The 25937-nt window shown below is 71.5% G+C and carries 30 protein-coding genes and 1 pseudogene; 18 read left to right on the forward strand and 13 right to left on the reverse strand.

Annotated features, from left to right (window positions below):
- The first annotated feature begins 35 nt into the window (after positions 1-35).
- From FHY02_RS11935 to msrA, 3 genes are all read left to right on the forward strand, one after another.
- Positions 36-1235 carry a pyridoxal phosphate-dependent aminotransferase gene (locus FHY02_RS11935; RefSeq protein WP_183922290.1) on the forward strand — a complete coding sequence of 400 codons (1200 nt, stop codon included), beginning with the start codon at positions 36-38 and terminating at the stop codon, positions 1233-1235.
- 205 nt (positions 1236-1440) lie between these two features.
- Positions 1441-1581: a hypothetical protein gene (locus FHY02_RS11940; RefSeq protein WP_183922292.1), complete on the forward strand. Its 141-nt coding sequence runs from the start codon at positions 1441-1443 to the stop codon at positions 1579-1581.
- An 87-nt stretch (positions 1582-1668) separates the two neighbouring features.
- Positions 1669-2331: a peptide-methionine (S)-S-oxide reductase MsrA gene (gene msrA / locus FHY02_RS11945; protein ID WP_183922294.1), complete on the forward strand. Its 663-nt coding sequence runs from the start codon at positions 1669-1671 to the stop codon at positions 2329-2331.
- 7 nt (positions 2332-2338) lie between these two features.
- Here msrA and ubiA read toward each other — a convergent pair whose 3' ends face one another.
- A complete protein-coding gene (gene ubiA, locus FHY02_RS11950; protein WP_311731823.1) occupies positions 2339-3244 on the reverse strand; it encodes a 4-hydroxybenzoate octaprenyltransferase in 906 nt (301 codons plus the stop codon).
- Positions 3245-3367: 123 nt separating this feature from the next.
- Between ubiA and FHY02_RS11955 the strand changes: the two genes are divergently transcribed.
- The 5 genes from FHY02_RS11955 to FHY02_RS11975 all read left to right on the forward strand — a co-directional run bounded on the left by FHY02_RS11955 (position 3368) and on the right by FHY02_RS11975 (position 8150).
- Positions 3368-4678, forward strand: a complete 1311-nt coding sequence (locus tag FHY02_RS11955) for a gluconate:H+ symporter (RefSeq protein WP_183922296.1) — start codon at positions 3368-3370, stop codon at positions 4676-4678.
- Positions 4679-4824: 146 nt separating this feature from the next.
- Positions 4825-6045 (forward strand): histidine-type phosphatase, encoded by a 1221-nt coding sequence (locus FHY02_RS11960; RefSeq protein ID WP_183922298.1) that lies wholly within the window; start codon positions 4825-4827, stop codon positions 6043-6045.
- A 41-nt stretch (positions 6046-6086) separates the two neighbouring features.
- A complete protein-coding gene (locus FHY02_RS11965; RefSeq protein WP_183922300.1) occupies positions 6087-7211 on the forward strand; it encodes an alpha/beta fold hydrolase in 1125 nt (374 codons plus the stop codon).
- Between the two features lie 49 nt (positions 7212-7260).
- Positions 7261-7911 carry a peptidylprolyl isomerase gene (locus FHY02_RS11970; protein WP_183922302.1) on the forward strand — a complete coding sequence of 217 codons (651 nt, stop codon included), beginning with the start codon at positions 7261-7263 and terminating at the stop codon, positions 7909-7911.
- A 47-nt stretch (positions 7912-7958) separates the two neighbouring features.
- A complete protein-coding gene (locus FHY02_RS11975; protein ID WP_183922304.1) occupies positions 7959-8150 on the forward strand; it encodes a hypothetical protein in 192 nt (63 codons plus the stop codon).
- 4 nt (positions 8151-8154) lie between these two features.
- Here the strand turns inward: FHY02_RS11975 and FHY02_RS11980 are convergent, their stop codons facing one another.
- From FHY02_RS11980 to FHY02_RS12000, 5 genes are all read right to left on the reverse strand, one after another.
- Positions 8155-8583, reverse strand: a complete 429-nt coding sequence (locus FHY02_RS11980; RefSeq protein ID WP_183922306.1) for a thioesterase family protein — start codon at positions 8581-8583, stop codon at positions 8155-8157.
- Between the two features lie 57 nt (positions 8584-8640).
- Positions 8641-9300 carry a TPM domain-containing protein gene (locus FHY02_RS11985; RefSeq protein ID WP_183922308.1) on the reverse strand — a complete coding sequence of 220 codons (660 nt, stop codon included), beginning with the start codon at positions 9298-9300 and terminating at the stop codon, positions 8641-8643.
- Entirely contained in the window at positions 9300-10109 is an 810-nt protein-coding gene (locus tag FHY02_RS11990; RefSeq protein ID WP_260158880.1) for a YgcG family protein, read from the reverse strand. Before FHY02_RS11990 ends, FHY02_RS11985 begins: the two co-directional genes overlap by 1 nt.
- Positions 10110-10118: 9 nt before the next feature.
- Complete coding sequence (locus FHY02_RS11995; RefSeq protein ID WP_183922309.1) at positions 10119-10697, reverse strand: LemA family protein; 579 nt, start codon at positions 10695-10697, stop codon at positions 10119-10121.
- 95 nt (positions 10698-10792) lie between these two features.
- Positions 10793-11194 (reverse strand): helix-turn-helix domain-containing protein, encoded by a 402-nt coding sequence (locus tag FHY02_RS12000; protein WP_183922311.1) that lies wholly within the window; start codon positions 11192-11194, stop codon positions 10793-10795.
- A 90-nt stretch (positions 11195-11284) separates the two neighbouring features.
- On the opposite strand from FHY02_RS12000, the gene FHY02_RS12005 reads away from it, so the two are divergent.
- Complete coding sequence (locus FHY02_RS12005) at positions 11285-12019, forward strand: SDR family NAD(P)-dependent oxidoreductase (RefSeq protein ID WP_183922313.1); 735 nt, start codon at positions 11285-11287, stop codon at positions 12017-12019.
- Positions 12020-12073: 54 nt separating this feature from the next.
- Positions 12074-12838 (forward strand): hypothetical protein, encoded by a 765-nt coding sequence (locus FHY02_RS12010; RefSeq protein WP_183922315.1) that lies wholly within the window; start codon positions 12074-12076, stop codon positions 12836-12838.
- Positions 12839-12844: 6 nt separating this feature from the next.
- On the opposite strand, the gene FHY02_RS12015 is transcribed toward FHY02_RS12010, so the two are convergent.
- From FHY02_RS12015 to FHY02_RS12040, 6 genes are all read right to left on the reverse strand, one after another.
- Positions 12845-14182: a transporter gene (locus FHY02_RS12015; protein ID WP_183922318.1), complete on the reverse strand. Its 1338-nt coding sequence runs from the start codon at positions 14180-14182 to the stop codon at positions 12845-12847.
- On the reverse strand, positions 14182-14862 hold the full coding sequence (locus tag FHY02_RS12020) for a hypothetical protein (protein ID WP_183922320.1): 681 nt from the start codon (positions 14860-14862) through the stop codon (positions 14182-14184). The genes FHY02_RS12015 and FHY02_RS12020 overlap by 1 nt, the downstream gene beginning before the upstream one ends.
- Positions 14859-15587 (reverse strand): C39 family peptidase, encoded by a 729-nt coding sequence (locus FHY02_RS12025; RefSeq protein WP_183922322.1) that lies wholly within the window; start codon positions 15585-15587, stop codon positions 14859-14861. Before FHY02_RS12025 ends, FHY02_RS12020 begins: the two co-directional genes overlap by 4 nt.
- Positions 15584-15943 carry a hypothetical protein gene (locus FHY02_RS12030; protein ID WP_183922324.1) on the reverse strand — a complete coding sequence of 120 codons (360 nt, stop codon included), beginning with the start codon at positions 15941-15943 and terminating at the stop codon, positions 15584-15586. The genes FHY02_RS12025 and FHY02_RS12030 overlap by 4 nt, the downstream gene beginning before the upstream one ends.
- A gap of 66 nt (positions 15944-16009) precedes the next feature.
- Complete coding sequence (locus FHY02_RS12035) at positions 16010-17284, reverse strand: hypothetical protein (RefSeq protein WP_183922326.1); 1275 nt, start codon at positions 17282-17284, stop codon at positions 16010-16012.
- A gap of 196 nt (positions 17285-17480) precedes the next feature.
- Complete coding sequence (locus tag FHY02_RS12040; protein WP_183922328.1) at positions 17481-18614, reverse strand: hypothetical protein; 1134 nt, start codon at positions 18612-18614, stop codon at positions 17481-17483.
- A 376-nt stretch (positions 18615-18990) separates the two neighbouring features.
- On the opposite strand from FHY02_RS12040, the gene FHY02_RS12045 reads away from it, so the two are divergent.
- From FHY02_RS12045 to FHY02_RS12055, 4 genes and pseudogenes are all read left to right on the forward strand, one after another.
- Positions 18991-19218, forward strand: coding sequence for a hypothetical protein (locus FHY02_RS12045; protein WP_183922330.1), 228 nt, complete (start codon positions 18991-18993; stop codon positions 19216-19218).
- 59 nt (positions 19219-19277) lie between these two features.
- Positions 19278-19955 (forward strand): annotated as a pseudogene (locus FHY02_RS23435) (MFS transporter); the annotation flags it as partial.
- A complete protein-coding gene (locus tag FHY02_RS23440) occupies positions 19950-20456 on the forward strand; it encodes an MFS transporter (RefSeq protein ID WP_409322525.1) in 507 nt (168 codons plus the stop codon). The pseudogene FHY02_RS23435 and the gene FHY02_RS23440, both read left to right, overlap by 6 nt.
- Before the next feature lie 81 nt (positions 20457-20537).
- On the forward strand, positions 20538-21191 hold the full coding sequence (locus FHY02_RS12055; protein WP_183922332.1) for an NADPH-dependent F420 reductase: 654 nt from the start codon (positions 20538-20540) through the stop codon (positions 21189-21191).
- 7 nt (positions 21192-21198) lie between these two features.
- On the opposite strand, the gene FHY02_RS12060 is transcribed toward FHY02_RS12055, so the two are convergent.
- A complete protein-coding gene (locus FHY02_RS12060; protein WP_183922334.1) occupies positions 21199-23355 on the reverse strand; it encodes an AsmA family protein in 2157 nt (718 codons plus the stop codon).
- Positions 23356-23550: 195 nt separating this feature from the next.
- On the opposite strand from FHY02_RS12060, the gene rpmI reads away from it, so the two are divergent.
- From rpmI to pheS, 4 genes are all read left to right on the forward strand, one after another.
- Entirely contained in the window at positions 23551-23754 is a 204-nt protein-coding gene (gene rpmI, locus FHY02_RS12065) for a 50S ribosomal protein L35 (protein ID WP_058755056.1), read from the forward strand.
- Between the two features lie 20 nt (positions 23755-23774).
- Positions 23775-24140 carry a 50S ribosomal protein L20 gene (rplT, locus tag FHY02_RS12070; RefSeq protein ID WP_183922336.1) on the forward strand — a complete coding sequence of 122 codons (366 nt, stop codon included), beginning with the start codon at positions 23775-23777 and terminating at the stop codon, positions 24138-24140.
- Positions 24141-24472: 332 nt separating this feature from the next.
- Positions 24473-24814, forward strand: coding sequence for a GIY-YIG nuclease family protein (locus tag FHY02_RS12075; protein ID WP_183922337.1), 342 nt, complete (start codon positions 24473-24475; stop codon positions 24812-24814).
- Complete coding sequence (gene pheS, locus FHY02_RS12080) at positions 24811-25920, forward strand: phenylalanine--tRNA ligase subunit alpha (protein ID WP_183922339.1); 1110 nt, start codon at positions 24811-24813, stop codon at positions 25918-25920. The genes FHY02_RS12075 and pheS overlap by 4 nt, the downstream gene beginning before the upstream one ends.
- Positions 25921-25937 lie beyond the last annotated feature (17 nt).

A 25937-nucleotide genomic window follows, 5' to 3' on the forward strand; every position in this document is an offset into this window, starting at 1 on the left:
TAGGCACGCGCGCTTCCTCAACGAAGGCGCCCGCCATGCACACCTCCGCCGCGCTCGACCGCATCAATCCCTCGCCGACGCTGGCGATCACCAGCCGCGTGCTGGAGCTGAAGCGTGCCGGGGTCGACGTGATCGGACTGGGCGCGGGCGAGCCCGACTTCGACACGCCCGATTTCGTCAAGGAGGCCGCGATCGCGGCCATCCGCGCGGGCAAGACCAAATACACCAACGTCGACGGCACGCCCGAGCTCAAGGAAGCGATCGTTGCCAAGTTCAAGCGCGACAACGGGCTCGACTACACGCCGGCGCAGATCAGTGTGAACGTCGGCGGCAAGCACACGCTGTTCAACGCGCTGGTGGCGACGCTCGACGCCGGCGACGAGGTGATCGTACCCGCGCCTTACTGGGTGAGCTATCCCGACGTGGTGCAGTTCGCCGGCGCCACCCCGGTGATCGTCGCCGCGGGCGCCGATGTCGGCTACAAGCTGACGCCCGCGATGCTGGAGGCGGCGATCACGCCGCGCACCAAATGGGTGATCCTCAACTCGCCGTCGAACCCGACTGGGGCCGCATACACCGTCGACGAGCTGCGGGAGCTGGGCGCGGTGTTCGAGCGCCACCCGCACGTCTGGATCTTCGCGGACGACATGTACGAGCATATCGTCTATGACGACTTCCGCTTCGCCACGATCGCCGAGGTCTGCCCGTCGCTGTACGAGCGCACGCTGACGGTGAACGGCTGCTCCAAGGCCTATGCGATGACCGGCTGGCGGATCGGCTTCGCGGGCGGCGCGCCGTGGCTGATCAAGGCGATGAGCAAGCTCCAGTCGCAGTCGACCAGCAACCCCTGCTCGATCGCCCAGGCCGCCGCGGTGGCGGCGCTGACCGGCGATCAGTTGTTCCTCAAGGAGCGCGCCGCCGCCTTCCAGAAGCGCCGCGATCTCGTCGTCGGCATGCTCAACCATGCGGACGGCATCACCTGCCCCACGCCCGAGGGCGCCTTCTACGTCTACCCCGACGTGAGCGGCGTGATCGGCAAGGCGACGCCGGCGGGGCGGAAGATCGAGACCGACAGCGACTTCGTCGGCTATCTGCTCGACGACGCCAAGGTCGCGGCGGTGCAGGGTGTCGCCTTCGGCGTCTCGCCGGCGATGCGGATCAGCTACGCCACCTCCGAGGCGCTGCTGACCGAGGCGTGCCACCGTATCCAGCAAGCCTGCGCCGCGCTGCGCTGAGCGGCGTAACGGTTACGAACGGAAACGATTCTGTTCGAACGTTGACATATCGGCGCGGAAAAGCCGCGCCTATATGGGCGCCAGATGAACGCCTCGATCGGAGTCCGTTCATCGCCCGATCCGTATTCCTCCAGCCCTAAGGCGCGTGTCGCGCCAGCCGAACCGGAGCGGCCGTGCGAGCGGCCGGAGAGAAGAGAGTAACGCCATGAACCGCTTCATCAAGTCCAGCTTCGCGCGCCAGTTCGCCGGTGGCTTCCTGATCGGCGCGGCGGCGATGCTCGGGATTCACGCCAGCCAGGCCGAGACGCCCGCCAACGCCTACGCCGCGACCCACGTCGCGCGCTGATCGCCGGCGTGTCGCTTGCGACGCGCGGGCGAGGAAAGGCGCTGATCCATGTTGCCGGCGCGCCGCGCGCTCCCCATCTTCCGCGGCATGACCAAGCCCCTTTCCTACCGCCTCGCCGCGCTCGCGCTCGGCGCCCTCTCGCTGACCGGCTGCGGCGCGGCGGCGGCGGAACGAGCGGTGCCGATCCCCGCCGCCGCGCGCGACGTCGCGCCGACGCCGGGTTTGCAGACCGCCGTGCTCGCGGGCGGCTGCTTCTGGGGCATGGAAGCGGTGTTCCAGCAGGTCCGCGGTGTGCGCGACGTCACTGCCGGCTATGCGGGCGGCACCGCCGCGACCGCCAACTACCGGGACGTCAGCAGTGAGACGACGCGTCACGCCGAGGCGATCCGCGTCCGCTACGATCCGCGCGTGGTGAGCTACGCGACGCTGCTGCGCGTCTATTTCTCGGTGGCGCACGATCCGACTCAGGTGAACCGCCAGACCCCCGACGTCGGCACCAGCTACCGCTCGGCGATCTTCGCGCAGACGCCCGAGCAGCGCGGGGTGGCCAACGCCTATATCGCGCAGCTCGGCGCCGCGCACGCGTTCCAGCGCCCGATCGCGACCAAGGTGGAGAGCGGCGCCTTCTACCCGGCCGAGGCGGAGCACCAGGACTTCTTCCAGCGCAACCCGTACCACCCCTATATCGTGCGCTGGGACAAGCCCAAGGTGGCCGCCTTCCGCGCCGGCTTCCCGCGCCTGGCGAGCTGAGTGCGCGCTACAGGCGCGTCCCCACCGCGGCGCAGGCGAGGAACATCAGCAGCCCCGCGAAGCGATTGCTGCGGAAGCGCGCGAGCGCGCCGGCGCCGTCGTCGGGCACCAGCGTCGCCGCCTGCCAGCCGAGATGGAGCGCCATCGGCGCCAGCGCGGCGAGCACCAGAAGGTCGGCGCGGACCTGCCAGAAGGCCGCTGCCCACAGCACCAGCGCGAGCGCGTAGCAGAGCGCGACGCCGGCGCGGACGTGCCGCCCCATCGCCAGCGCGGATGAGCCGATCCCGATCAGCGCGTCGTCCTCGCGGTCCTGCAGCGCGTAGATTGTGTCATAGCCCACCACCCAGCAGATCGCGCCGGCGTAGAGCAGCAGGCCGGGCACGCTGAGCGCGCCCCACACCTCGCTCCAGCCGACCAGCGCCGCCCAGGAGAAGACCAGCCCGAGCCACACCTGCGGCCACCAGGTGATCCGCTTCATGAAGGGATAGGCCGCGACCGGCGCGAGCGCGGCGAGCGACACGATCGCGGCGTAGAGATGGAGCTGGAGCAGCACCACCAGCCCGATCAGGCACAGCGCCATCAGCCACGCCCAGGCGGCGCCGAGCGACACCTGCCCGCTGGCGAGCGGGCGGTGGCGCGTGCGCGCGACGCTGGCGTCCAGCTCGCGGTCGACGATATCGTTGTAGACGCAGCCGGCGCCGCGCATCGCCACGCTGCCGAGCAGCAGCCACAGCAGCAGCGGCCAGCGCTCCACCGCACCACCGGCGAGCGCGACCGCCCAGGCGCCCGGCCAGAACAGCAGCCACCAGCCGATCGGTCGATCGAGCCGCGCGAGCAGCGCGAGCGCGCGCGGGAGCGGCGGGAGCGCGGCGACGAGGCCGCGGTGCTGGCTGTCGGGGACGATCTCGGTCACGCGCGTCGCTCTAGCGCGTCCCGCCCCGCGACCAAAGCCGCGGTTGCGGTGCGACGGCGCCGCCGTCATGGTCACGGGTGAACCGTCCCCGCGGGAGAGGATATCCATGGTAGCCCGCCCGGCATGACGTTGCTCGCCATCGCGCTCGTCATCGTGCTGCTGATCCTGCTGGTGGCGCTCGCCAAGGCGCCGCCGCTGGTCGCGTTCGTTGTCGCCGCGCTGCTGGGGGGCGTGCTGCTCGGCGTGCCGCTCGAGACCATCCCCAAGGCGATCGAGAAGGGCATCGGCGACACGATCGGCCCGCTGGTCGTGATCGTGGTGCTCGGCGCGATGGCGGGCAAGCTGATCGCTGACAGCGGCGCGGCGCGGCGCATCGCCGACGCGCTGATCGCCTTGTTCGGCCCGCGGCGGCTGCCGCTGGCGATGGCGGCGACCGGCTTCCTGGTCGGCATCCCGCTCTTCTACAATGTCGGCTTCGTGCTGATGGTGCCGCTGATCTTCTCGATCACGGCGCGGGCCAAGCTGCCGCCGGTGCATGTCGGCATGCCGCTGCTCGCGGGCCTGTCGATCGCGCACGGCTTCCTGCCGCCGCACCCCTCCCCCACCGCGCTGGTGACGCAGCTCCATGCCGACCTGGGCCAGACGCTGATCTACGGCCTGATCGTCGGCGTGCCGACGCTGCTGATCGCGGGGCCGCTGTTCGCGATGACGCTGAAGAACATCCAGTCGCCGCCCTCGGCACTGTTCGGCAGCGACGACTCGGTCGAGCGCCGGCTGCCCGGCACCGCGGTGAGCTTCCTGTGCGCGCTGCTGCCGGTCGGTCTGATCGCGGGCACCACCGCGCTCGGCTATCTCGCGCTGTCGCCCGACCTCGCCGCGGCGGTGCGCTTCGTCGGCAACCCGACCGTGGTGCTGCTGGTGGCGATCGCGATCGCGATGGTCGCGCTGGGCGCGGGCAGCGGCCTGCCGCTGCCGCGCATGATGGAGAGCTTCGCCGGCGCGACGCGCGACATCGCGCCGATCCTGCTGATCATCGCGGGCGCGGGCGCGCTCAAGCAGGTGCTGGTGGAGAGCGGCGCCGACCGCGTGCTCGCCGCCGAGCTGGCGACGCTGCCGATCCCGCCGCTGGTGCTGGGCTGGCTGCTCGCCTGCGTGATCCGGATCGCGCTCGGCTCGGCGACGGTCGCGGGCCTGACCGCGGGCGGGCTGGTCGCGCCTCTGCTCGCCACCAGCGGCGCCAACCCGAACCTGATGGTGCTCGCGATCGGCGCGGGCAGCCTGATGTGCAGCCACGTGAATGACTCGGGCTTCTGGATGTTCAAGGAATATTTCGGGCTGAGCCTGCGCGACACGTTCCGCTCCTGGTCGCTGATGGAGACGCTGGTCGGCAGCTTCGGGCTGGTGTTCGTGCTGCTGCTCGACGCGTTGGTATAGCCGGGCGGCGACCTGCTCCGCGCGGCGTTCCGGCGCGTGCTTCCGCCAAGTCTGTCATGCACTGTCACGGTATCGTCGCCACACGATGCAACGGTGGCCAGCGCCAAGCGGCTATAATGCTAGCCGCGGTCGGTACGGAGGCGGGCATGACGACACGGATCAGGCGCTGGACACTGGCGCCGCTCGCGCTCCTGCTCGCCGCGCCGCTCGACGCCGCCCCGCGCGGCGCGGTGCGGCCGCACGAGCTCCGCGTCGAGCGGGTGGTCGCGCTGGTGCGCCACGGCGTGCGCGCGCCGATCCCGGGCGAGGTGCCCGAGGGCACGCGCACCGACGCGCCGTGGCCGCGCTGGCCGGTGGCCCCCGAGCGGCTCACCCCACACGGCGCGCGCGCACTGCGGAACGAGGGCGCGCTGGCGCGCCGCTGGCTCGACTCGCTCGGGCTCACCGCGCGCGGGCGCTGCCCCGACCCCGGCCAGCTGAGCGTCTGGACGAACACCGCCGAGCGGACCATCGCGAGCGGCGCCGCGCTGGTGGAGGGGCTCGCGCCCGGCTGCGTCGTGCCGGTCGGCCATCGCGGCGCGGGTGAGGTCGACCCCTTGTTCGAACCGCTGCGCGCGGGGACGGCGCCGTTCGACCCGCGCGCCGCGATCGAGTCGATCCAGGCCTATACCGGCGGGGTCGAGCAGATGGCAGATCGCTTCCGGCCGCAGCGCGCCGAGCTCGACCGCGCGCTCGGCTGCGGCGATCCGGCCGGCTGTAGCCCCGATCCGCCGGCGACGCTGCGCCCGAGCGCCGACGGGCGCGCGATCGAGTTGAGCGGCCCGATCCGCGACGTCTCGGGCACGGCGCAGGTGCTGCTGCTGCAATATGCCGAGGGGCTGACCGCGCGCACGCCCTGGGCGCGGGTCGACGCCGCGGCGCTGCGCCGGCTCGGCGCGCTCCACGCCGCGCTGTTCGACGTCTTCTCGCGACCGCCCTACATGGCGGCGCGCCAGGCGGGGCCGCTCGCGCGCCGCATCGAGGAGCGGCTCACCGCGCGCGACGGCCCCGCGATCGAGCTGCTGGTCGGGCATGACACCAACGTCACCGCGCTCGCTGCGGTGCTGGGGGTGACGCTGACCGCGCCGGGCTATGCCGCCGGCGACGTCGCCCCCGGTGGCGCGCTGGTGCTGGAGCTCCTGCGCGGCCGCGCCGGGGCGCGCTTCGTCCGCGCGACCTATCGCACCCAGTCGCCGACGCAGCTGCGTCGCCTCGCGCGCGGCGGCACCGTGACCCGGCTCGCGATCCCCAGTTGCGCGGGCGGCCCGGAGCGAAGCTGCCCGCTCGGCGACGTCGTTCGGCTGCTGCGCGCGCGCACCGCGGGCTGAGCGCCGCTTGCGCCCCCGCGGCGGCTCGCCGACAAGGTGGCATGATCCGCTCACTCCTCGCCCTGATCGGGCTCGCCGCCTCGCCCGCGCTCGCCCAGCAGCAGGGCCAGCGCCCGCCGATCACTGCCGCGGCGCCGCAGCCCGCAGCCGCACGCATCTGGCCGACCCGCGAGGCGGACGCCGAGCTGCGCGACGTGACCTTCGCCGCGGGCGGGACGATGGCGCGGGTCCGGCTCCATTATACGACGTTGGGCACGCCACATCGCGACTCGCGCGGCGAGATCGACAATGCCGTGATGGTGCTCCACGGCACCGGCGGCACCGGCAAGCAGTTCCTCCAGCCGCAGTTCGCCGACGCGCTCTACGGCCCCGGCCAGCCGCTCGACATCACGCGCTACTACGTCATCCTGCCCGACAATATCGGGCACGGCGGCTCGTCCAAGCCGTCCAACGGTATGGGCCCCGCGTTCCCGCGCTACGATTACGACGACATGGTCGCGCTCCAGCACCGTCTGGTGACCGAGACGCTCGGGATCAAGCGGCTGCGGCTGCTGATGGGCACGTCGATGGGGTGCATGCACGCGCTGCAGTGGGGCGAGCGCTGGCCCGATGCCGCGCGCGCGCTGATGCCGCTCGGTTGTGAGGCAGTACAGATCGCCGGGCTCAACCGGATGTGGCGCCAGCTCGCGATCGAGTCGATCACCGCCGACCCGGCTTATGCCGGCGGTCGCTATCGGGCGCAGCCGCTCGCCGGGCTGCGCGGCGCGGCCGCGCTGCTGTTCGTCGCGGGCGGCGCGCCGATCTACCTTCAGGACGCCTATCCGACGCGCGACGCCGCGGCCGATTACGCGCGCCAGCGCGTCGCCGCCTCGCTCAAGGGGCTCGACGCCAACGACCTGATTTGGGCGCTCGACTCGTCGCGCAGCTACGATCCGTGGCCGCGGCTGGAGGCGATCACCGCGCCGCTGACCTGGATCAACTCGGCGGACGATTTCATCAACCCGCGCGCGCTCGACTATCCCGACCGGGCGGTGAAGCGGATGCGCGATGCCCGCTTTCGGCTGATCCCCGAGAGCGTGGCGACGCGCGGCCACGGCAGCCACACCTGGGCGCGGCTGTGGAAGGACGACCTCGTCGCGCTGCTCGCGCGCTCGGCCCCGCGCTGATCGCGCGGCCGGCTTGCGCGCGTGCGCCGCGCGACCTAGCGCCGAGCGCATGCGTCCCCTGCTCCCGCTCGTCGCGCTCGCCGCGCTGCTCTCCCCCCCCGCCGCGGCGCAGCGCGCTGATCGCGCCACGCCCGGCTGGGTGCGGGTCCGGCTCGACACCGCGGACGGCCCGATCGTGCTCGCGCTCGACGCGCGCCACGCGCCGGTGACCACCGCCAATTTCATGCGCTACGTCGACGACGGGCGGTTCGACGGCGTCAGCTTCTACCGCACCGCACGCAACAAGCGCGACCCACGCTACGGCTTCGTCCAGTCGGGTATCCGCACCGACGCGCGCCGCTTCCTCGACACGATCCCGCACGAATCGACCAAGCAGACCGGGATCAAGCATCTCGACATGACGATCTCGATGGCGCGACTCGGCCCACCCGGCGCGGCGAACGGCAATTGGTTCATCACCGTCGGCGCGATCCCCTCGATGGACTGGACACCGACCAACCCGGGCTATGCCGCTTTCGGTCGAGTGGTGGCGGGGCAGGCGACGGTGAAGCGCATCCTGGCCGAGCCCACCGGGGGCGGGATGAAGGGCACGCTGATGCTCCAGCCGGTCCGCGTCAACAAGGCGACGCGGCTCGACGGCACCGCCAAGCCGACCGGCCGCCCGCGCCCCTGGCTGATCGAGCGCCGCCGCGACGGCTGAACTCCTGGCGCTCTCGGCTCGTTAGGGGGGCAGCGAAGGAGAGTGACATGAGCGAACAGCCGAACAAGCCGGGCGGCGATTTCCGCCAGGACGGCAAGGTCCGCGACGCGGGCGACGAGCAGGCGGTCAAGAACCAGGGCGGCACCACGCCCGAGGCCTATCCGAAGAAGGACGGCGGCCGCGCCACCGGCGAGGACAGCGCAGTCGGCGCCGGCCGTGGACCGAGCGACGGCCAATAGCCTCTCACCCGCGTGGCAGCGCCTCGACATAGGCGCGCACCGCGTCGGCGATCGGCACCGGCCGGCCGGTCGGCAGGTGGACGTTGACGCTCACCATCGTGATCACGCTGCACAGCGCGCCGGTGGCCGGGTTGGTCAGCTCGAAGCGCAGTGTCATGCTGGTGGTGCCGAGCTTCTCGACTCGCACATGCGCCTCGACCTCGTCGCCCCAGGTGAAGGGCGCGAGATAGTCGAGCTCGGCGCGGCGGATGTGAAACTCGCTGTCCTCCCACACCGGCCCGAGCGCCTCGGCGATGCCGCTGGCGCGCCAGAATTCGGTCGCGGCGACGTCGGCATATTCGAGGTAGCGCGAGTTGAAGACGACGCGCTGACCGTCGATTTCGGCGTAGCGCACGCGGAAGCGGGTGGAGAAGGCGAAGCCGGGACGGGTCATAGGCCGCGCGCTGTGAGGGCGCGGAGGCGTCGGGTCAACCGCGGCGGGCCGCGTGCCTTATAGCTCGATCACGCGGTCGGGCAGCTCGTTGACGTCGGTCGCGCTCTTGGGCAGCTGCTCGGCCAGGATCGCGCCGATCGCCCCCACCGCCGCGACCATGCCCTCGCCCGCCTGCCCCGCCCGCACCGAATCGACCAGCGCCGCCATCGCCGCGCCCCAGCGTTCGGGCGGCACCGCGGCGTGGACCGCGCGGTCGGCGACGATCTCGGCGGCGCGCTCGTCGGCCGAGAGGTAGAGCAGCACCGCCTCGCGCCCGGCGGTGCGGCGCTCGGCGGCGAGGCGGAAATAGAGCAGCGCGCGCCGCCGCACGCGGCGCCGCCTGGTCGCGCGCGGGGTGAGCGCCAGCCGTAGCGGCATCCAGGCGAGCAGCAGTCGCGCGACGAGGAAGGTGGCGGCCTGCGCCACGAGCAGCAGCGCCAGTGCGGTCGCGCGCGACTCGCCCCAGCCATTCCCGGGCGTAAGCGACGCCGGCCACAGCGCTGCCACCGCGGGCGCCGCCAGCATGGCGAGCAGCGCATAATGGAGCGCGACGTCGTGATAGGCATCGGACCGCTCGCTCACCACGGTGACGATCTCGCCGTCGGTGGCGCGCTCGGCCGCGGTGACGGCCTCGGTCACCGCGGCGCGCTCCGCAGGTCTGAGCACCAGCCGCGCCATCACCAGCTACCGCTCGCGCCGCCGCCGCCGAACGAGCCGCCGCCGCCGGAGAAACCCCCGCCGGAGAAGCCGCCCCCCGACGCGCCGCCGCCCCAGCCCGATCCGCCGCCGCCCCAGATCACCACCGGCGCGAACCCGCCGCGATAGCGCTTCCCCCCGGCGGAGCGGCGCAGCAGCGGCAGCAGCACGAAGACGAGCACCACCGCGATCCAGAAGGCAGCGACCATCCAGTCGCCGCCGTTCTCGGCGCGCGCCGGCTTGGCGCTGGCCTGCGCCGCGCGGCGCTCCGCGGCCTCGAGCGGTAGCTTGAGTTGCTCGGCGAGTTGCTGCGCGCCGGCGACGATCCCGCCCGCCATGTCGCCGTCGCGGAAGCGCGGCAGGATGGTCTGGTTGACGACGATGCTGGCATAAGCGTCGGTGACGATCGGCTCGAGCCCATAGCCGACCTCGATCCGCACCTTGCGCTCATTCGGCGCCACCAGCAGGATCACACCGTTGTTGGCGCCTTTCTGGCCGATGCCCCAGGCGCGGCCGAGCCGATAGCCATAGTCCTCGATCGTATAGCCCTGGAGGTTCGGCACGGTGGCGACGACGAGCTGGCGCGACGAGGCCTGCTCGACCGCGGCGGAGAGCTGGTCGAGCTGGCGCATCTGGTCGGCGTCGAGCAGCTTGGCAGCGTCGACGACGCGGCCGGTCAGCGGCGGGAACTGCTGCGCGGCCGCACTCGCCGCCACCGCCAGCCACAGCAGCGCCACCAGCAACGCGCACCAGCGCCGCATCGAGTCGCGCCCGAGCACGCCCGCGATCATCGTCGCGGCTCAGCTGCCGAAGTTGACGGTTGGGGCCTGCTCGGCGCCGGGGCTCGTCGCCTGGAACGGGACCAGCGGCTTGGCGCCGTAGAAGATCTTGGCGCCGACCGCGTCGGGGAAGGTGCGGATCCGCGTGTTATAGTCCTGCACCGCCTGGTTGTAATCGCGCCGCGCGACGGTGATGCGGTTCTCGGTCCCCTCCAGCTGCGACTGGAGCGAGAGAAAGTTCTGGTTCGACTTGAGGTCGGGATAGGCCTCCTGCAGTCGTTGCAGCGACAGCGTCACCGCGTTCTGCGCGGCGGCGTAGCGCTGTACCGCGGCCGGGTCGCTGAGCTGGTCGCCGCTCACCTGCACGCGATTGGCCGAGGCGCGCGCCTCGGTGACCCGGGTCAGCACGTCCGACTCCTGCTTGGCATAGCCCTTCACCGTCGCGACGAGGTTGGGGATCAGGTCGGCGCGGCGCTGATATTCGTTCTGCACGTCGGCCCAGCGCGCCTTGGCGTTCTCCTCGGCGGTGGGGACGCTGTTCACCCCGCAGGCGGCGAGCGGCAGGGCCATCACGAGCGCGGCGGCGCGGCGGTGCATCATCTCGTAATCCCCTCGTTTCCCGCGAACTATACGCCGGCGCCAACGCGGGCGTAGCGGTAAAAGTTACCAGGGGAGTAACGATCTTCTCGCGGCCGTCAGCCGCCGACGGGCGCGAGCGCGGGGGGTGGCGCCTGCCAGCGCGCGCGCTCCTCGAGCAGGCGCGTCACCGCCGCCATGTTCGCGCTGCCCCACTCGCACAGCGGCGCCAGCGCGGCGGCGAGGCCGTGGCCGAGCGGGGTCAGCGTGTAATCCACGCGCGGCGGCACTTCGTGATAGTCGCGCCGGATGACGATGCCGTCCGCCTCCAGTTCCTTAAGCTGCTGGATCAGCACCTTGTCGCTGACGCCGCGGACCGCGCGCTTGAGCGCGCCGTAGCGATTCGGCCCCTGCATGAGAAAGTAGATGATCAGTGGCTTCCACTTGCCCGCGATGACGCGGAGCGTGGCGTCGAGCCCGCAACTGAAGCCGGGCGCGGGAAGATCGGTAGTGTTCGTCATATTTCGGGTACTTACCAAAAGGTGCATACTTGTCGCCAGGTAGGCACGTGATCAGCTCTGCGCCAGTTCAAAAGAACGGAGCAGACGACCATGAAGAAACTGGATGGCAAGACCGCGGTGGTGACCGGCGGCGGGACCGGCATCGGCTTCGCCACTGCCAAGCGCTTCGTCGACGAGGGTGCGTTCGTCTATGTCACCGGGCGCCGACGAGAGCCGCTCGACCGCGCGGTGGAGGCGCTTGGCGCCAGTGCGCGCGCAGTGCAGGGATCGGTGTCGGACCTCGCCGACCTCGCGCGGCTGTTCGATCAAGTGAGGGCCGAGCGCGGCACGCTCGACATATTGTTCGCCAACGCCGGCCACGGCGACCTCGTCCCGCTCGGCGAGATCACCGAGGAGCAATATCAGCGCACCTTCGACATCAACGTGAAGGGCGTGCTGTTCACGGTGCAGGCGGCGCTGCCGCTGATGCGCGCGGGCGGCTCGATCATCCTCACCGGCTCGACGACCGGTTCGATGGGCACGCCCGCGTTCAGCGTCTACAGCGCGACCAAGGCGGCGGTGCGCAACTTCGCGCGCAGCTGGGCGCAGGACCTGCGCGGCACCGGCATCCGCGTCAACGTGCTCTCGCCCGGGCCGACGCTGACCGAACTGGCGCAGGAGGTGGTCGGCCGCGACGCGATGGTGGAGCTGGGCGCGGGCACGCCGATCGGTCGCGTCGGCCAGCCCGACGAGATCGCCGCGGTAGCGACCTTCCTCGCCTCGTCCGACAGCAGCTTCATGACCGGCAGCGAGGTCTTCGCCGACGGCGGCCTGGCGCAGATCTGAGCACACCGCGGCGACTCACTGGACCGCGCCGCCGGACAGCGGCAACCTCCGGGGATGGAACCCGATCCCCGCCAAGGCACGCCGATGGTCGAGCGCGCGCGCAGCGTCGCCGCGGGCTTCGCCGACGTCGGCCTCACCCAGGCCGAGGAGCTGCTGCGCCGCGTCTCGCCCGAGGGGCGCGCGCAGGCGCGGCGCGAACGCGAGGCGCGCGCGCGGCGTCACCGCCGGCTGCTCGTGCGGGTCGTGCTCGCCGCCGCGGCGTCGCTGCTGGTGTGGGCGCTGCTCGCGATCGCGGTGGCGCCCGCGGTGGCGCTCGCGGTCGCCGCGGCGCTGATGCTGCTGCTGACGACGCTGGTGCTGATCCGCGCGGCACCGCGCGCGCCGGGGCGCGAGGCGCTCGCCGGCGCGGCGTTGCCCGACCTCGCCGCCGAGGCGGCGCTGTGGCTCGCCGCGCAGCGCCGCGGGCTGCCGCCGCCCGCGCTGCGGCTGAGCGAGACGATGGCGCAGCGGCTCGAGACGCTCGCGCCGCGGCTCGCCCAGCTCGACCCGCGCAGCCCGGCGGCGGCGCAGGTCCGCGCGCTGATCGCGGTCGAGCTGCCCGATCTGGTGGACGGCTGGCGCGCGGTGCCGATCTCGCTGCGCGGCAGCGCGCGCGACGGAGCGCCCGCGCCGGACCTGCTGCTCGAGAACGGGCTGCGTCTGCTCGACGGCGAGCTCGCGCGCGTCGACTCGCAGCTCGGCCGCGGCGCGCTCGACGGGATCGCGGTGCAGGGCCGCTACCTCGAACTCAAATACGACGCCGACGGCGAGCTGCGCTGACCCCCTTCATCGCCCCGTCAGCAGCACCACAGGCACGCGCAGCACGGTGCGCAGGTCGGTCGCGTCCTCGGTGGCGCCGACCTCGACGGACCAGTTGAGGCTGGCGCGGTCGGTGACGCGATAGGTCACGCCGAACAGGAAGCGCCCGATCTGAAGGTCGCGCGAGATCGTCTCGCGCTCGCCCGGCCAGGCGGCGGTGGGCTCGATCAGCATGGTGCGCGTCCGCGTGCCGAACGCCCAGGTATGCGCGTAGCCGAAGTTCACCGTGGTGCGCTGGTTGAGCGAGATGCCGATCCCCGCCGAGCCCGAGATCGCGTCGCCCGGGTCGACATAGGTGATCACCACCGGGGGGATGCGCGTGTTGACGTCGCGCGGCAGGTTGAACGTATAGCCGAGCGTGCCGAACAGCACGACCGGATCGCTCGGCAGGATCGCGGTGACGCTCGGCGCGACGCCCCAGAAGCCAGCGCCGGTGGCGGCACGCGTCGGCCGGCCGAGGTCGTCGCGGCGGATCGCGAAGGGATCGGTGCCGGTCGGGAGCACGCCCTGGAGGTTGCCGATCAGATAGGGCCGGCCGTTGCCGCCGCTGAGCAGCTGGTAGCGCGCGGTCAGCTCGATGTCGCCGATGCCTGTGCCCTTGACCGAGCTGTCGATCGTCGCGGCCTGGTCGTTGTTGGTGCTGCCCGCGATCGGCGCGATGATCGAGGCGTCGGCGCGGTGGATGAAGGGCGCGCGCACGCCCAGTTCGAACCGGTCGGTGAGGCCATAGCGCAGCGCCGCCGAGGCGGTGAGCACGTCCTGGCGGCTCTCGTTGATGTCGAATACGCCGACCAGCACCGCCTCGACCAGCTCGACGCCGCGGAACACCGCGCGGCTGCGATCGGCGCGCGCGTAATCGACCTGGAACTCGCCGGTGAGCTGGCCCTTGCGCGTGACCACGCTCGACTGGCTGTCGAGCACCGCGAGCTGGATCGGCTGCTCGGCGTCCTCGGGCGCCTGGCCGACTCGCTCGAGCGGGGGCTGGAGCACGCCCGCGGGGTCGCCCGGTGCGCCCGGCGCCGCGCCCTGCGCCGCGGCGACCGCCGGCGCGCGCGGCGGCGCGGCGGCGAGCTGCGGCAGCGGCGCCGACTCGGCGCGCGCGACCGCCTCTGACTGGGCGTCGACGCGGCGGCGCAGCTCGGCGAGCTCCGCCGCCTGCGCGTCGAGCCGCGCGCGCTGCGCCTCGATCAGCTGGAGCGCCTGATCGAGCTGGCGCTGCAGCGGCGCGCGCCGGCGTGCCGGCTGCGCCTCGGCGGGAGCGGTGATGATCGTCGTGGCGAGCAGCGCGAGCGCGACTCGCCGCATCACTGCGCCCGCATCGCGGTGGCGGCGCCCGCGATCTCGCCGACTCGCAGCAGCGCCGAGCCGGCGAGCAGTTCGGCGCCCGCCGCGCCGAGATCGATCGCGACGCTGGTCTGCGTGTCGATGACGCGGTCGCTTCCCGAGTTGGCGATCGCGGTGCCGAAGACGTTGCCGGCGAGATGAGTCACCGTGAGATCGCTGCCGCTCAGTTCCACCGTCCGTGTGCCCCCCTGCTGCGCCTGTGTGATCACGCCATGGTCGGTCATGCCCCCGGCGACCGCCTCGAGTCCCGCGGGCAACGCCGCCGCTCCCGCCGCGGCGACGCCGACGCCCGGCGCGCTCGTGCCGGGCGTCACCTGGAAACCGGTGCGCGTGTCGTATGTCACGCTCGGCGCCCGTGCGCCGGCGCCGCTGGTCGCCACCGCGGGCGCGGCGGCGACGGTCTCGCCCGCGCGCGGCGCATAGACGGTCAGCGTCGGCGTGCCCTGGCTCGCCTGGAACACGGTGCGCAGCACGACCGCGCCGTCGACCGCGGTCTGCGTCTGCACCGTCAGCGCGACGTCGATCCCGCCCGGCAGCATGAAGCCGCCGCGCTCCTCCGCCAGCGCCGAGTCGGGGACGGGCGCGAGCGCGCCGAACAGCGCCTGACCCAGGCCGAGCAGCATCAGCGCCGCGCCGCTCATGATATGTCCCCGTACGACGGCGCGGTGATCGACAGCGCCTGCTGGCTGACCGGATCGGAGAAGCGGCCGCCGATCGGCGCGCGCGCATAGGCGAGCCACTGCGCCTCGCGGTTGAACCGCGTCTTGGCGAGCGGCTGGTCGTCGGCGAGCACGAAATAGATGCCGTTCCACGCCTGTTCGAAGGCGGCGCGGGGCATCACGGTGACGCCGCTCGAGGGATCGCCGAGCAGCACCTCGCGCGCGCTCACGCCCTTCACCACGACGAAGTGGCGGTAGTCGCGGATCGCGATCAGGGCGATCCCCGGCACACCCGTTTGGCGCACCTTGTCGAGCGACACCTTGTAGCCATCGGCGCGCAGCCCGCGGCTGGCGAGCCAGCGCTTCATGTCGAGCAGCGAGAAGCCGAGCCGGCGGATCTGCTGCTGGTCGCCGCGCAGCCACATGCCGCGGAAGGCGAGATCCTCGCGCACGTCGAGGTCGTAATGATAGCGCAGCAACGTCGCGAGCGCGGCCGAGCCGCAGCTGAAATCGTAGCGCTGGCGCACGATGCCGTCGAAGCGCCGCTCCGCCATCGAGCGGACCGGCACGCGATAGTCGCCGACCGGCCCGGCGCCGGCGCCGCCGACGAAGCGCGAGCCGGGCGCGACGTCGCCCGCGCATGCCGTGGCGCCGAGCGCCAGCAGCACGGCCGCGATCTGGCGGTGGACGGGCGCGGCTAAGGTCATGGGGTGGGCGAGAGCGCGATCGTGACGTTCATCGCGGCGTTGATCGCGACATTGTTGCCCGTGTTGACGCTCAGCACCGACAGGCCCGACATGTTCTGAAACGCCTGACCGTCGATCGTGGCGTCGCCGGTGCGGACGTTGTCGCCGACGCTGTTGTGCGCGACGCCGGCGTTCTGCTCGGCCAGCGCCGACTGGCGCGTGTCCTCGCGTCCGGCGATGTGCGCCAGCGCGTCCTCGTCGAGCGCCGCGGTGGCGAACGGCGTCGCCTCGGTCTGTGCTGCGGCGGGCGCGGCGGCGAGCGCGCCGACGAGGAGCAGCGGCGATGCCCAGAGGCAGAGGGGAATGAGGCGGGGCATCGGCACGCTCCTGGTTGGTCGAAGGTGGGCCGGCGGCGAGGGGCATCGCCGCCGGCCCGGGGGGCATCAGAAGGTGACGTCGCCGGTCGACACCGCGACCGACACGCTCGCGTTCTGCGAGGCACCGACGCCGGTGTTCTGGTTGAGCGCCTGCATGCCGGCGTAGTTCTGGAACGCGCCGCCGCTGTTGCTCAGCTGGTTGGCCGCGCCGGGCGTGCCACCCTCACCGCCGCCACCGAAGCTCACCGAGACACCGGTGACGTAGCTCGACAGCGTCGAGCTGGCGACGATGGCACTGTCGCCGAACACGTTGGCGTTGGACGCGGAGGCGGTCGCCGAGGTGCCGACCAGCGAGATCGAGTGATCCGAGCTGTCGTTGTTGCTGTTCGCGACCGAATTGTCGGTCGAGTTGTCCGAGCTGTCGTTGTTGCTGTTGTTGACCGAGTTGTTGGAATTGTCGGTCGTCGAGCTGTTCGAATTGTCGTTGGTCGAATTATTCGAGTTGTCGGTGGTCGAATTGTCGGAATTGTCCGTTGTCGAATTGTCCGACGCGTCTGTCGTCGTCGTCGTCGAGCTGTCGTTGTTGCTGTTGTTGGTCGAGCTGTTGGAATTGTCGGTCGTCGAGCTGTTCGAGTTGTCGGTGGTGGAGCTGTTCGAGTTGTCCGTCATCGAGCTGTCGGAGTTATCCGTCGACGAGTTGTCCGAGGCGTCGGTGGTCGTCGTCGTGGTCGTCGAGCTGTCATTGTAGCTGTCAGTCGTGTTGGTCGAGCTGTTGGAGGAGTCGCTCGACGAGTTGTTGGTGTTGTCGGTCGCGGATGCGCTGTTGTTGGCGGCGACACGACCGGCCGAGGCGGTGGCATTGCCGCTGTCGCTGGTGGTCACCGAATTGTCGGTGGTCGAGTTGTCCGAGGCGTCGGTGGTCGTGGTCGAGTTGTCCGAGGCGTCGGTGGTCGTGGTCGAGTTGTTCGAGCTGTCCGACGTGGACGAGTTATAGCTGTCCGCCGTGTTGGTCGAATTGTTCGAGCTGTCCGACGTGGTCACCGCGTTGTTCGAGTAATCGTTGGTCGAGCTATTCGAATTATCAGTGGTCGAGCTGTTCGAGTTATCCGTCGTCGAGCTGTTCGAATTGTCCGCGGTCGAGTTGTTCGACCAGTCGTTCGTCGAGCTGTTCGAGTAGTCGTTGGTCGAGTTGTTCGAGCTGTCGGTCGAGGCGGTGGAGCCGCCCGCGGCGGCGTTCTGCCCCGCGCTCGCGCCGTTGCTGGGGTCGGCGGTCTGCGCCACCGCGGGGGCTGCGATCAGCAGCGCGGCGACGGAGCAGGAGCGGTAGAATGGTGCTTTCATGTCGGCGTTCCTCGCTATCACGTGATCGCCACGCCCCCTGTTGACCGCGCGACGTCGCCGTCGTCGGAGGAGCGGTGCGGCACCGTATCCTCGGTACGCTATCGGTATGCGGACTTCGCTGGCGCTTCTCTGCCCCGACATAAGTGATTCCCTTGCCCTCGTTCGGGGAAAGCCGCCCCCCTCGTTCAGGGGGTGTTCACACGAAAGTCGTGCGGCAGATCGGCGCCAGGCGCACCGCGCTCTTCAGCATCAGCCACACCAGCTCGGCCTGCCGGTTGGTGTCGGTCTTGAGGAAGATCTGCTTGAGGTAGGAGCGCGCGGTCTGCTCGCGCACGTGCATCGCCGCGGCGGCATCGGCCAGGCTCAGCGCGTCCGCGAGCAGGCAGGTGAGCCGGGTCTCTACCGGCGATAGGCCATAGAGCTTGCACACGGGCTCGATCAGCCGGCGCAGCTCCTGCGCCGGATCGAAGACATAGAGGATCGCGGCGCAGTCCTCGGCGGTGACGGGCGGCTGGTCGGTGGCGACGATCGCGACCAGCAGCGGCCGCCGCTCGGCGCGGCCCAGCGCGATCACCGGCGCGGCGGCCCGTGTGCGCGACGTGCCGCCGCCGACGACATGGTCGATCGCGGTCTGCAGCCGCAGCGTGTCGGGCAGGCGGCTGCCGCTCAGCAGCGTGCCGCTGCGCCGCAACCCGTCCTGGCGCGCCATCAGCGCCTCGGCGATCCCGTTGGCAAGCATCAGCTGGCCGCGCGCGTTGACCAGCAGCACGCCGACGTCGCTGTGGTTCACCGCCTCGGCGAGGCCCCGCGCCTGCGCCTGCGCGCGCGCGCGCTGCGCCCATAACGCGAAGAAGGCGTCGAGCAGCGCTTGACGGCGCGCGGCCTCGGCCTCGGCGCGTCGCCGCGCTGTCTCGCTCGGGCGGGCGAACAGCGTCGTGACCGTCACCATGGCATCGCCGGCGGGAAAGACGGCGAGCAGTCGTGCGCCGCCCTCGTCGCCTTCGCTCTCCGGGCGCCACTCGCGCGCCGCGCGCGCCGGATGCACGGCCTGCTCGGCGACGAGCCGATCGATCCGCTCGCGCGTGAGCCCCGCGCCGCCGGCGTAGAGCACCACCGGCGCGCCGGCGGGGGGCTGCCAGGTGATCAGCAGCACGTCGGCGTCGAGCGCCTGGGCATGGTCGCGCGCAACCGCGACGAGCGGGTCGTCGACCTCCGCCGACGCGACCGCGCTCAGGACGCGATCGGGCGGCAGCGCGCTGGCGGGCCGGGCCTCGCTCTGGCCCTGCTCCACCATGGCAACGACAGCCGAGCCGTGCAGCACGCTGACCATAGCTCTCTCCTGTTATCCGACCGGTCGTGCCGGTCGCCCCGCGTTCGATGCGGTGGTTGTGGGCGTTCTCTCGTTCTTCGCGTCGTCACCGTAGGTTAGCTGACAAGCCCGGTGAGCATGCGGGATTGCCACGGACCGGCAAGCGACCAAGCGCGCGCTTCCTTCCCGAAAAGGGACGCACCTTCGCCGCCCGCTCGGGCGGGCGAATGGTGCCGCGAGATCTCGGTAAAATGAAGCGTAAACAGCATCTTGTTCCTCCCGCGAACGGCTCGGCAGCGGAAATGTCGCGATTTCGGCGAGCGTACGCCAAAGGTGCTGCCTCGTTGGGGAGCCGCGCCCGGCGCCAAGGGTTAGAGAAGCTCGAAAGGAGCACTCCATGAGAGACGACCTCAGCCGGACGCGGCAGCGCGAGATCGCCACCGAGCATCTGCTGTTCAAGCTCATCGAATATCTCGAGTCGCGCGATCCCGGGCTGCTCGACTTCCTCGAAGGGAGCCTGTCGCACCTTGGCGACCCGGCGCGGGACGACAGCAAGGACGACGAGGGCGTGCGCGAGATCGCGCGTCGCATGATCGCCGGGGCGCGCGCGCAGGGCACCGGCTGAGCGCCGTGCCGCCCGCACTGGCGGCAGGTTCGCCGGCCTATCGCCGCCTCACGCTGGCGATGCTGTTCGCCGGCTTCGCCACTTTCTCCACCTTGTACGCGGTGCAGCCGCTGCTGCCGTTGCTCGCCACGCACTTCCGCCTGAGCGCGGAGGCGGCGTCGCTGGCGGTGTCACTCGCGACGGGGCCGCTCGCGCTCGGCATCCTCGTCGCCGGCGCGGTGTCGGACCGGGTCGGGCGCCGCCCGCTGATGGTGGCGGCGATGATCACCGCGGCGCTGCTGACGATGGCCGCGGCGGTGGTGCCCGGCTGGTAAGGGCTGCTCGCGCTGCGGCTGCTCGCGGGGCTGGCGCTCGCGGGCGTGCCGGCGGTGGCGATGGCCTATGTCGCCGAGGAGGTCGACTCAGCCTCGATCGGCGCGGCGATGGGTCTCTATATCGCGGGCAGCGCGCTCGGCGGCATGGGCGGGCGGCTGGTGGCCTGCCTCGTCGCCGCGGTGGCGGACTGGCGCTGGGCGCTGGCGAGCGTCGGCCTGATCGGGCTCGCGCTGGCCGAGGCCTTCCGCCGGCTGGCCCCGCCGTCGCGCCGGTTCGCGCCGAGCGACGCCGGTTGGCTCGCGCTGCCGCGCGGCGCCGCGGCGCTGTTCCGCGATCCCGGGCTGCGCCTGCTCTACGTCGAGAGCTTCCTGCTGATGGGCGCGTTCGTGACGATCTACAATTATGCCGGCTTCCACCTGCTCGCGCCGCCGTACGGCCTCGGGCAGGCGACGATCGGGGCGGTGTTCCTGCTCTACGTGCTCGGCTCCGTCAGCTCGCGGCTGTTCGGCGGGCTGGCGGGACGACTCGGCCGACGCCGCGTCTTCTGGGTCCCGGTCGTGCTGCTGATCGCGGGGGTGGCGCTCACCGCGGCGACGCCCTTGTGGCTGGTGATCCTCGGCATCGCGGTGCTGACGATCGGCTTCTTCGGCGCCCACTCGATCGCGAGCGCCTGGGTCGGCCGTCGCGGTGGCGCCGCGCGCGGGCAGGCGGCGGCGTGGTATCTGTTCTTCTACTATGTCGGCTCGAGCGTGCTCGGATCGGCGGGCGGCATTGCCTGGACTCGTCACGGCTGGCCGGGGGTCGTGCTGTTCTGCGCCGCGCTCGGGGGGCTCGCGCTGCTCGGCGGCGTGCTGCTGGTGCGGGTGCGACCGCTCGCCGTGCCGGAGGAACCTGGCACCGCGCCGCCGCCCGCCTCGGCGTGACGGCGCGACACTTCCGCTCGCCCCGACCGCTGTCCCCCTTTCACGCCGCTATAAAGCACCGAGGTCAGTGCGGAGTGAGCGATGCGGGTCGGGATCATCGGGGCGGGCCAGGTCGGCCAGGCGCTGGCGCGGCGCGCGGTGGTGGTGGGGCACGAGGTGACGCTCGCCAACTCGCGCGCGCCCGAGACCATCTACGACCTCGCCGCGACGATCGGCTGCGCCGCCGCGCGCGCCGACGACGTGCCCGCGCTGAGCGAGTTGGTGGTGCTCGCGATCCCCTTCACCGCGGTATTCACGCTCGCGCCGGGGCTGCTGGCGGGTCGGGTCGTCGCCGACGCCAACAACCACTATCCCGACCGCGACGGCCCGATCGCCGCGCTCGACTCGCGCTCGACCACGACCAGCGAGATGGTGGCGCGTCACTTTCCAGCGGCGACGGTGGTGAAGGCATTCAACGCCATCCTCGCGCGCGACCTGCGCGCGCCGCCGGTGCTGCCGGGCGGGTCACGCCGCGCGCTGCCGATCGCGGGCGACGACGAGGGCGCCTGCGCGCAGGTAGCGGCGTTGCACGGCTCGCTCGGCTACGGCGCGGTCGACGTGGGACCGCTGGCCGAGGGATGGCGGTTCGAGCGCGCCAAGCCGGCCTATTGCGTGCCGCTGGATCGCGCCGGGCTGGTCGCCGCGCTCGACGCGGCCGTTCGCGACGTCGACCTTCCCGAGGGATCGTGGCGGTGAGGGCGGCCTAGAAGATCCCCAGGAACTTCTTCCGCTTCGGCGCCGGCGCCTTGCTGGTCGTGCCATTGCCGACGTCGGTGCGCGGCTCGCCCTTCTCGTCGCGCTGCGCCGCCGCGGTCTTGCCCGCGAGGATCGGGCCGCACTGCGCCGCCTTGGCGTCGCCCGGATCGACGAACGCCAGCAGCGCCGCGACCGGCGTCGCCACCACCGCCAGGCCCAGCCCGGCCCCGGCGCGCGCCACCAGCTGCGGCGAGATCACGTTCAGCTGCGGCTGCGCGAAATAGCCGCCGAGCCCGACCGGCGACTGGCCCGAGAAGAGGCTGAACTTCTTCGAATCGGCGCGGAAGGCGAGGTCCAGCGCCTCGGTCTTGAAGCTGAATCCGCCGCGCGCCAGGATCACGTTGTTCTTGGTGTCGATCAGGACCGGGTCGGTCGCGGCGATACCGTCCCGGACAGTGAAGGCGACCAGGCCGCAATTGATCCGCACCGGCTCCTTGAGCTCCTGCTGGAACATCTTCTGGACGAAGGTGCCGAGGTCGATCTCGGCGAGCTCGACGTTGCGCGTCCATAACGTGCCCGCGGGCATCACGAAGGCGATCCGCCCGCGCGCGCTGGCGAGCGAGTCGTGGATCGTGTCGCCGCGCCCGGCCAGCTGGATGCGGCCGCGGATCGTCCCCGACGTGCCCGACTCGGCGACGCCATAGCCGGCGAGCAGCCGCCCCATCGGGGTGGGCGCGAGGCGGATGTCATAGCTGACCGCGCTGGGCCGCTCGCGCGTGTCGAAGATCGCGTCGGCGGCGACGTTGCCGCGCGCCATCGCGAAGGTGAGCGGCGACAGCGCGAGCCGACCGCGCTCGAGATCGAGCACCATGTCGATGTCGGCGATCGGCACCCGTCGCGAGCGCACCACGCCGATATGCCACTTCAGGTCGGCGTCGAAGCGTTGCATCGTCGCCACCGGCAGCGCGGCATCGGGCAGGATCCGGGCCGGTGCGGCGCCGGTCGCGGCGGCGGCGGCGACCGCGCCCTTCTCCGCGACGATGTCCGGGTTGTAGCCGATGAACGGCGCGGCATCGACGATGTCGAGCCGGCGGGTCGTCAGCTCCGAATCGAGGTGGAGCCGCGCGCCGTTGGTGATGGTCAGCCGCCCGGCGACGTCGCTGGCACCGAAGGCGCCGCGCAGCCGCGTGAAACGATATTCGTTCCCGCTCTGCACCAGCTGCGCGCCGAGCCGGTAGGTGCGGGTGTTGGGGATCACCACGCCGATGACGTCGAGCAGGGTCGACAGGTTGCGCCCCGTCGCGCGCACCGCCAGCGGCACGTTCTCGAACTCGGCGAGGCTAGGCAGCGTGCCGGCCACGTCGACAATGTTGCCTGCGACCCGCGCGCGCGCGACCAGCTCGTTGCGCCCGCGTGCCACGGTCGCGTCGGGCGAGAGCAGCCGTGCCGCCAGGGTGAAGGGCGTGTCGCGCAGCTGCCCGGTGCCGCTCAGCCCCACCTCCTGACCGATGCGCGCGTCGGCCGAGCGGATCGTGTCGAGCGTCAGGTCGGCGAGCAGCCTCATCCGCGGGTCGCGGTAGCGCACCTGCGTGCCCGTCACGGTGGCGCGATCGATCCGCGGCAGGTCGAGCGGCTTGCCCGAGCCCTTGTCCTCGCTGAAGGTCCAGGTGTTGCGCGTGTGCGCGGGATCCCACTCGAGGTCGACCGCTCCGTTGGTGAGATCAAGCCAGTAGAGCCGGCGCTTGCCGACCAGCAGCGACAGCGGCGCGATCCGCGAATCGATCCGCTCCGCGGCGAACAGGTTCGGGCGCGTGGCCCAGCCGGGGTTGGCGATGGCGAGTCGCTCGGCGTAGAACTTGATCTTGAGCGGCGCGAAATAGAGCTGGAAGTCGCCTCCGACGGTCACCTCGCGATGGGTCAGCTTGCCGACGACGCTCTCGAACGGGCGCTTGAGGAAGCGGCCCTTGGTGACGAACAGCACCAGCCAGATCGCGGCGATGAGCGCGACGAGGCCCAGCGCGACGTTGCGCGCGATCCGCCAGCCGCGGCCGCGCGATCGGCCGGCGCCTTCCGGCGGCGCGGGCGGCGGTGATGTACCCGCCGCGCCGGCCGACGCCGCGGACGGAGCGGGCGCGGCGACCGTGTCGGGCGGGATCGTTGCCATGGCGGTCCAATCGCGCGACTCGGCGGCGCGGTTCCCGCTGCCGCGCGCGCGACCGTGCCAGATGCGGGCGGTTGCTTTTCGCCGGGAGCGCGGCTAAGGCGCGCGCTTCTCCGAGCGATCGGCGGTGACGAACGGCCCGGCCATCCAGGGCTGCCGCGGCCGTTTCAGCCGAACGCTCCAGCAGAAAGGACGAAAATGCCCAAGCTCAAGACCAAGAGCGGCGTCAAGAAGCGCTTCAAGCTCACCGCCACCGGCAAGATCAAGCACGGCGTCGCCGGCAAGCGCCACCGCCTCATCAGCCACAACGCCAAGTACATCCGTCAGAACCGCGGCACCACGGTGCTGTCGAAGGCCGACACCGCCACGGTGAAGGCCTGGGCGCCGTACGGCCTGAACTGAGCGACGAGGAGGAATAGCATATGGCACGCGTCAAGCGGGGCGTCACCACTCGCGCCAAGCACAAGAACATCCTGGAGCAGGCGAAGGGCTATCGCGGCCGTCGCAAGAACACCATCCGCGTCGCGCGGCAGGCGGTCGAGAAGGCCGGCCAGTACGCCTACCGTGACCGCAAGGTGAAGAAGCGCACCTTCCGCGGCCTGTGGATCCAGCGCATCAACGCCGGCGTCCGCGCCGAGGGCCTGACCTACAGCCAGTTCATGCACGGGCTGAAGCTCGCGGGCGTGGAGCTGGACCGGAAGGTGCTGGCCGATATCGCGATGAACGAGGGCGCCGCCTTCACCGCGATCATCGCCCAGGCGAAGGCCGCGCTGCCGCAGGCGGCGTGAGGCTTCCTCCGCGTTGAGACGAGGGGCGCTGGTGGGGACACCGGCGCCCTTTCTCGTTTGGGGGGGGGGCGGGGAGGCCGTCATACAGCTGACGCGTATTCCGCTCACGTCGTCACCCACACCCCTACACGTCATCCCCGCGAAGGCGGGAATCCATACACGCTGACGTTCCACCTCTCACGCGGACCCGCGCGAAAGGATCCCCGCCTCCGCGGGGATGACGGAGGGGGCAAGAGCGGCACGTCGAAGAAACGTGGCACGACGCTGACGCCGTTCGCCAGCGAGGTCGTCTACATTGCCTAGATACCTCGATCTGCCGAACCGCCGCCGCCATGCCGAAGCAGCCGTGCGTTTACATTCTCGCGAGCCGACGCCACGGCACGCTGTACGTCGGCGTCACCTCGAACCTGCTCGCGCGACTGGCGCAGCATCGCGGAGGATTGATCCCAGGGTTCGCCACCCGCTACGGAGCGGTGCGGCTGGTCTGGTACGAGACCGCCGACACGATGGACGCTGCGATCGCACGCGAGAAGCAGCTGAAGAAGTGGAGGCGCGACTGGAAGTTGCGGCTGATCGAGGAGGCGAACCCGGCGTGGTCCGATCTCGCGCTCGGCCTCGGCTTCGATCCCGTGGCAGGGCACAACGACCGCGTGACTGACAAAGGTGACGAATGACCGATACCGACGAGCTCCAGACCCACCTGCTCGCCGCGATCGCCGCGGCCGCGGGGCTCGATGCGCTCGAGGCGGTGCGGGTCGAGGCGCTCGGCAAGCAGGGGCGCGTCACCGCGCTGCTCAAGACGCTGGGCGCGCTGTCGCCCGAGGAGCGCCAGGCGCGCGGCCCGGCGATCCACCAGCTCCGCGAGGCGGTCACCGCCGCGATCGCCGCGCGCAAGGCGGTGCTGGAGCAGGTCGCGCTCGACGCGCAGCTCGCCAGCGAGGCGCTCGATATGACGCTGCCGGTCGACCTGCCCGCGGGCGGCACGGTCCATCCGGTCAGCCAGGTCATGGACGAGCTGGCCGAGATCTTCGCCGACCTCGGCTTCGCGGTCGCCACCGGGCCCGAGATCGAGGACGACTGGCACAATTTCGGTGCGCTCAACATCCCGGACACGCATCCGGCGCGCGCGATGCAGGACACCTTCTACGTCGCGCAAGCCGAGGGCGCCGAGGCCGCGCCCCTGGTGCTGCGCACGCATACCTCGCCGGTGCAGATCCGCACCATGGTCGAGGTCGCGCGCCGCCAGAACGGCGCGGGCGCGCCGATCCGCATCATCGCGCCCGGCCGCGTGTATCGCTCGGACTGGGACGCGACGCACACGCCGATGTTCCACCAGGTCGAGGGGCTGGTGATCGACAAGGGCATCACGCTCGGCCACCTGAAGTGGACGCTCGAGACCTTCCTCAAGGCCTTCTTCGAGCGCGACGACGTCGTGCTGCGGCTGCGCCCGAGCTATTTCCCGTTCACCGAACCCTCCGCCGAGGTCGACGTCGGCTTCTCGGTCGAGAAGGGCAAGCGCGTCATCGGCGGCGATGCGGGCTGGATGGAGGTGCTGGGCAGCGGCATGGTCCACCCGCGCGTGATCGCCAACTGCGGGCTCGATCCCGCGGAGTGGCAGGGCTTCGCTTTCGGCTGCGGAATCGACCGGCTGGCGATGCTCAAATACGGCATCGACGACCTGCGCCCGATGTTCGAGGCCGACACGCGCTGGCTGCACCACTACGGCTTCGCCGCGCTCGACGTCCCGACGCTGTCGGGCGGCGTCGGCACCCCCGCCTGACCTTCCTTCAGCTCCGG

The sequence above is a fragment of the Sphingomonas sp. BK069 genome (assembly GCF_014193405.1).
Classification (GTDB): domain Bacteria; phylum Pseudomonadota; class Alphaproteobacteria; order Sphingomonadales; family Sphingomonadaceae; genus Sphingomonas.

What these genes read in the sequence shown, in the direction of transcription:
- FHY02_RS11985 (WP_183922308.1), bottom strand. Translation starts at nt 9,300, where the DNA reads ATGGCGCGGCTGGTGCTCAGACCTGCGGAGCGCGCCGCGGTGACCGAG.
- FHY02_RS11980 (WP_183922306.1), bottom strand. Translation starts at nt 8,583, where the DNA reads ATGACCCGTCCCGGCTTCGCCTTCTCCACCCGCTTCCGCGTGCGCTAC.
- FHY02_RS11995 (WP_183922309.1), bottom strand. Translation starts at nt 10,697, where the DNA reads ATGATGCACCGCCGCGCCGCCGCGCTCGTGATGGCCCTGCCGCTCGCC.
- FHY02_RS12075 (WP_183922337.1), top strand. Translation starts at nt 24,473, where the DNA reads ATGCCGAAGCAGCCGTGCGTTTACATTCTCGCGAGCCGACGCCACGGC.
- FHY02_RS12015 (WP_183922318.1), bottom strand. Translation starts at nt 14,182, where the DNA reads ATGCGGCGAGTCGCGCTCGCGCTGCTCGCCACGACGATCATCACCGCT.
- FHY02_RS11955 (WP_183922296.1), top strand. Translation starts at nt 3,368, where the DNA reads ATGACGTTGCTCGCCATCGCGCTCGTCATCGTGCTGCTGATCCTGCTG.
- rplT (WP_183922336.1), top strand. Translation starts at nt 23,775, where the DNA reads ATGGCACGCGTCAAGCGGGGCGTCACCACTCGCGCCAAGCACAAGAAC.
- FHY02_RS11990 (WP_260158880.1), bottom strand. Translation starts at nt 10,109, where the DNA reads ATGATCGCGGGCGTGCTCGGGCGCGACTCGATGCGGCGCTGGTGCGCG.
- FHY02_RS12005 (WP_183922313.1), top strand. Translation starts at nt 11,285, where the DNA reads ATGAAGAAACTGGATGGCAAGACCGCGGTGGTGACCGGCGGCGGGACC.
- FHY02_RS12055 (WP_183922332.1), top strand. Translation starts at nt 20,538, where the DNA reads ATGCGGGTCGGGATCATCGGGGCGGGCCAGGTCGGCCAGGCGCTGGCG.
- FHY02_RS11935 (WP_183922290.1), top strand. Translation starts at nt 36, where the DNA reads ATGCACACCTCCGCCGCGCTCGACCGCATCAATCCCTCGCCGACGCTG.
- FHY02_RS12040 (WP_183922328.1), bottom strand. Translation starts at nt 18,614, where the DNA reads ATGGTCAGCGTGCTGCACGGCTCGGCTGTCGTTGCCATGGTGGAGCAG.
- msrA (WP_183922294.1), top strand. Translation starts at nt 1,669, where the DNA reads ATGACCAAGCCCCTTTCCTACCGCCTCGCCGCGCTCGCGCTCGGCGCC.
- FHY02_RS11975 (WP_183922304.1), top strand. Translation starts at nt 7,959, where the DNA reads ATGAGCGAACAGCCGAACAAGCCGGGCGGCGATTTCCGCCAGGACGGC.
- FHY02_RS12020 (WP_183922320.1), bottom strand. Translation starts at nt 14,862, where the DNA reads ATGAGCGGCGCGGCGCTGATGCTGCTCGGCCTGGGTCAGGCGCTGTTC.
- FHY02_RS12045 (WP_183922330.1), top strand. Translation starts at nt 18,991, where the DNA reads ATGAGAGACGACCTCAGCCGGACGCGGCAGCGCGAGATCGCCACCGAG.
- FHY02_RS11965 (WP_183922300.1), top strand. Translation starts at nt 6,087, where the DNA reads ATGATCCGCTCACTCCTCGCCCTGATCGGGCTCGCCGCCTCGCCCGCG.
- FHY02_RS12035 (WP_183922326.1), bottom strand. Translation starts at nt 17,284, where the DNA reads ATGAAAGCACCATTCTACCGCTCCTGCTCCGTCGCCGCGCTGCTGATC.
- FHY02_RS12010 (WP_183922315.1), top strand. Translation starts at nt 12,074, where the DNA reads ATGGAACCCGATCCCCGCCAAGGCACGCCGATGGTCGAGCGCGCGCGC.
- pheS (WP_183922339.1), top strand. Translation starts at nt 24,811, where the DNA reads ATGACCGATACCGACGAGCTCCAGACCCACCTGCTCGCCGCGATCGCC.
- FHY02_RS11940 (WP_183922292.1), top strand. Translation starts at nt 1,441, where the DNA reads ATGAACCGCTTCATCAAGTCCAGCTTCGCGCGCCAGTTCGCCGGTGGC.
- rpmI (WP_058755056.1), top strand. Translation starts at nt 23,551, where the DNA reads ATGCCCAAGCTCAAGACCAAGAGCGGCGTCAAGAAGCGCTTCAAGCTC.
- FHY02_RS11970 (WP_183922302.1), top strand. Translation starts at nt 7,261, where the DNA reads ATGCGTCCCCTGCTCCCGCTCGTCGCGCTCGCCGCGCTGCTCTCCCCC.
- FHY02_RS11960 (WP_183922298.1), top strand. Translation starts at nt 4,825, where the DNA reads ATGACGACACGGATCAGGCGCTGGACACTGGCGCCGCTCGCGCTCCTG.
- FHY02_RS12060 (WP_183922334.1), bottom strand. Translation starts at nt 23,355, where the DNA reads ATGGCAACGATCCCGCCCGACACGGTCGCCGCGCCCGCTCCGTCCGCG.
- FHY02_RS12000 (WP_183922311.1), bottom strand. Translation starts at nt 11,194, where the DNA reads ATGACGAACACTACCGATCTTCCCGCGCCCGGCTTCAGTTGCGGGCTC.
- FHY02_RS12030 (WP_183922324.1), bottom strand. Translation starts at nt 15,943, where the DNA reads ATGCCCCGCCTCATTCCCCTCTGCCTCTGGGCATCGCCGCTGCTCCTC.
- FHY02_RS12025 (WP_183922322.1), bottom strand. Translation starts at nt 15,587, where the DNA reads ATGACCTTAGCCGCGCCCGTCCACCGCCAGATCGCGGCCGTGCTGCTG.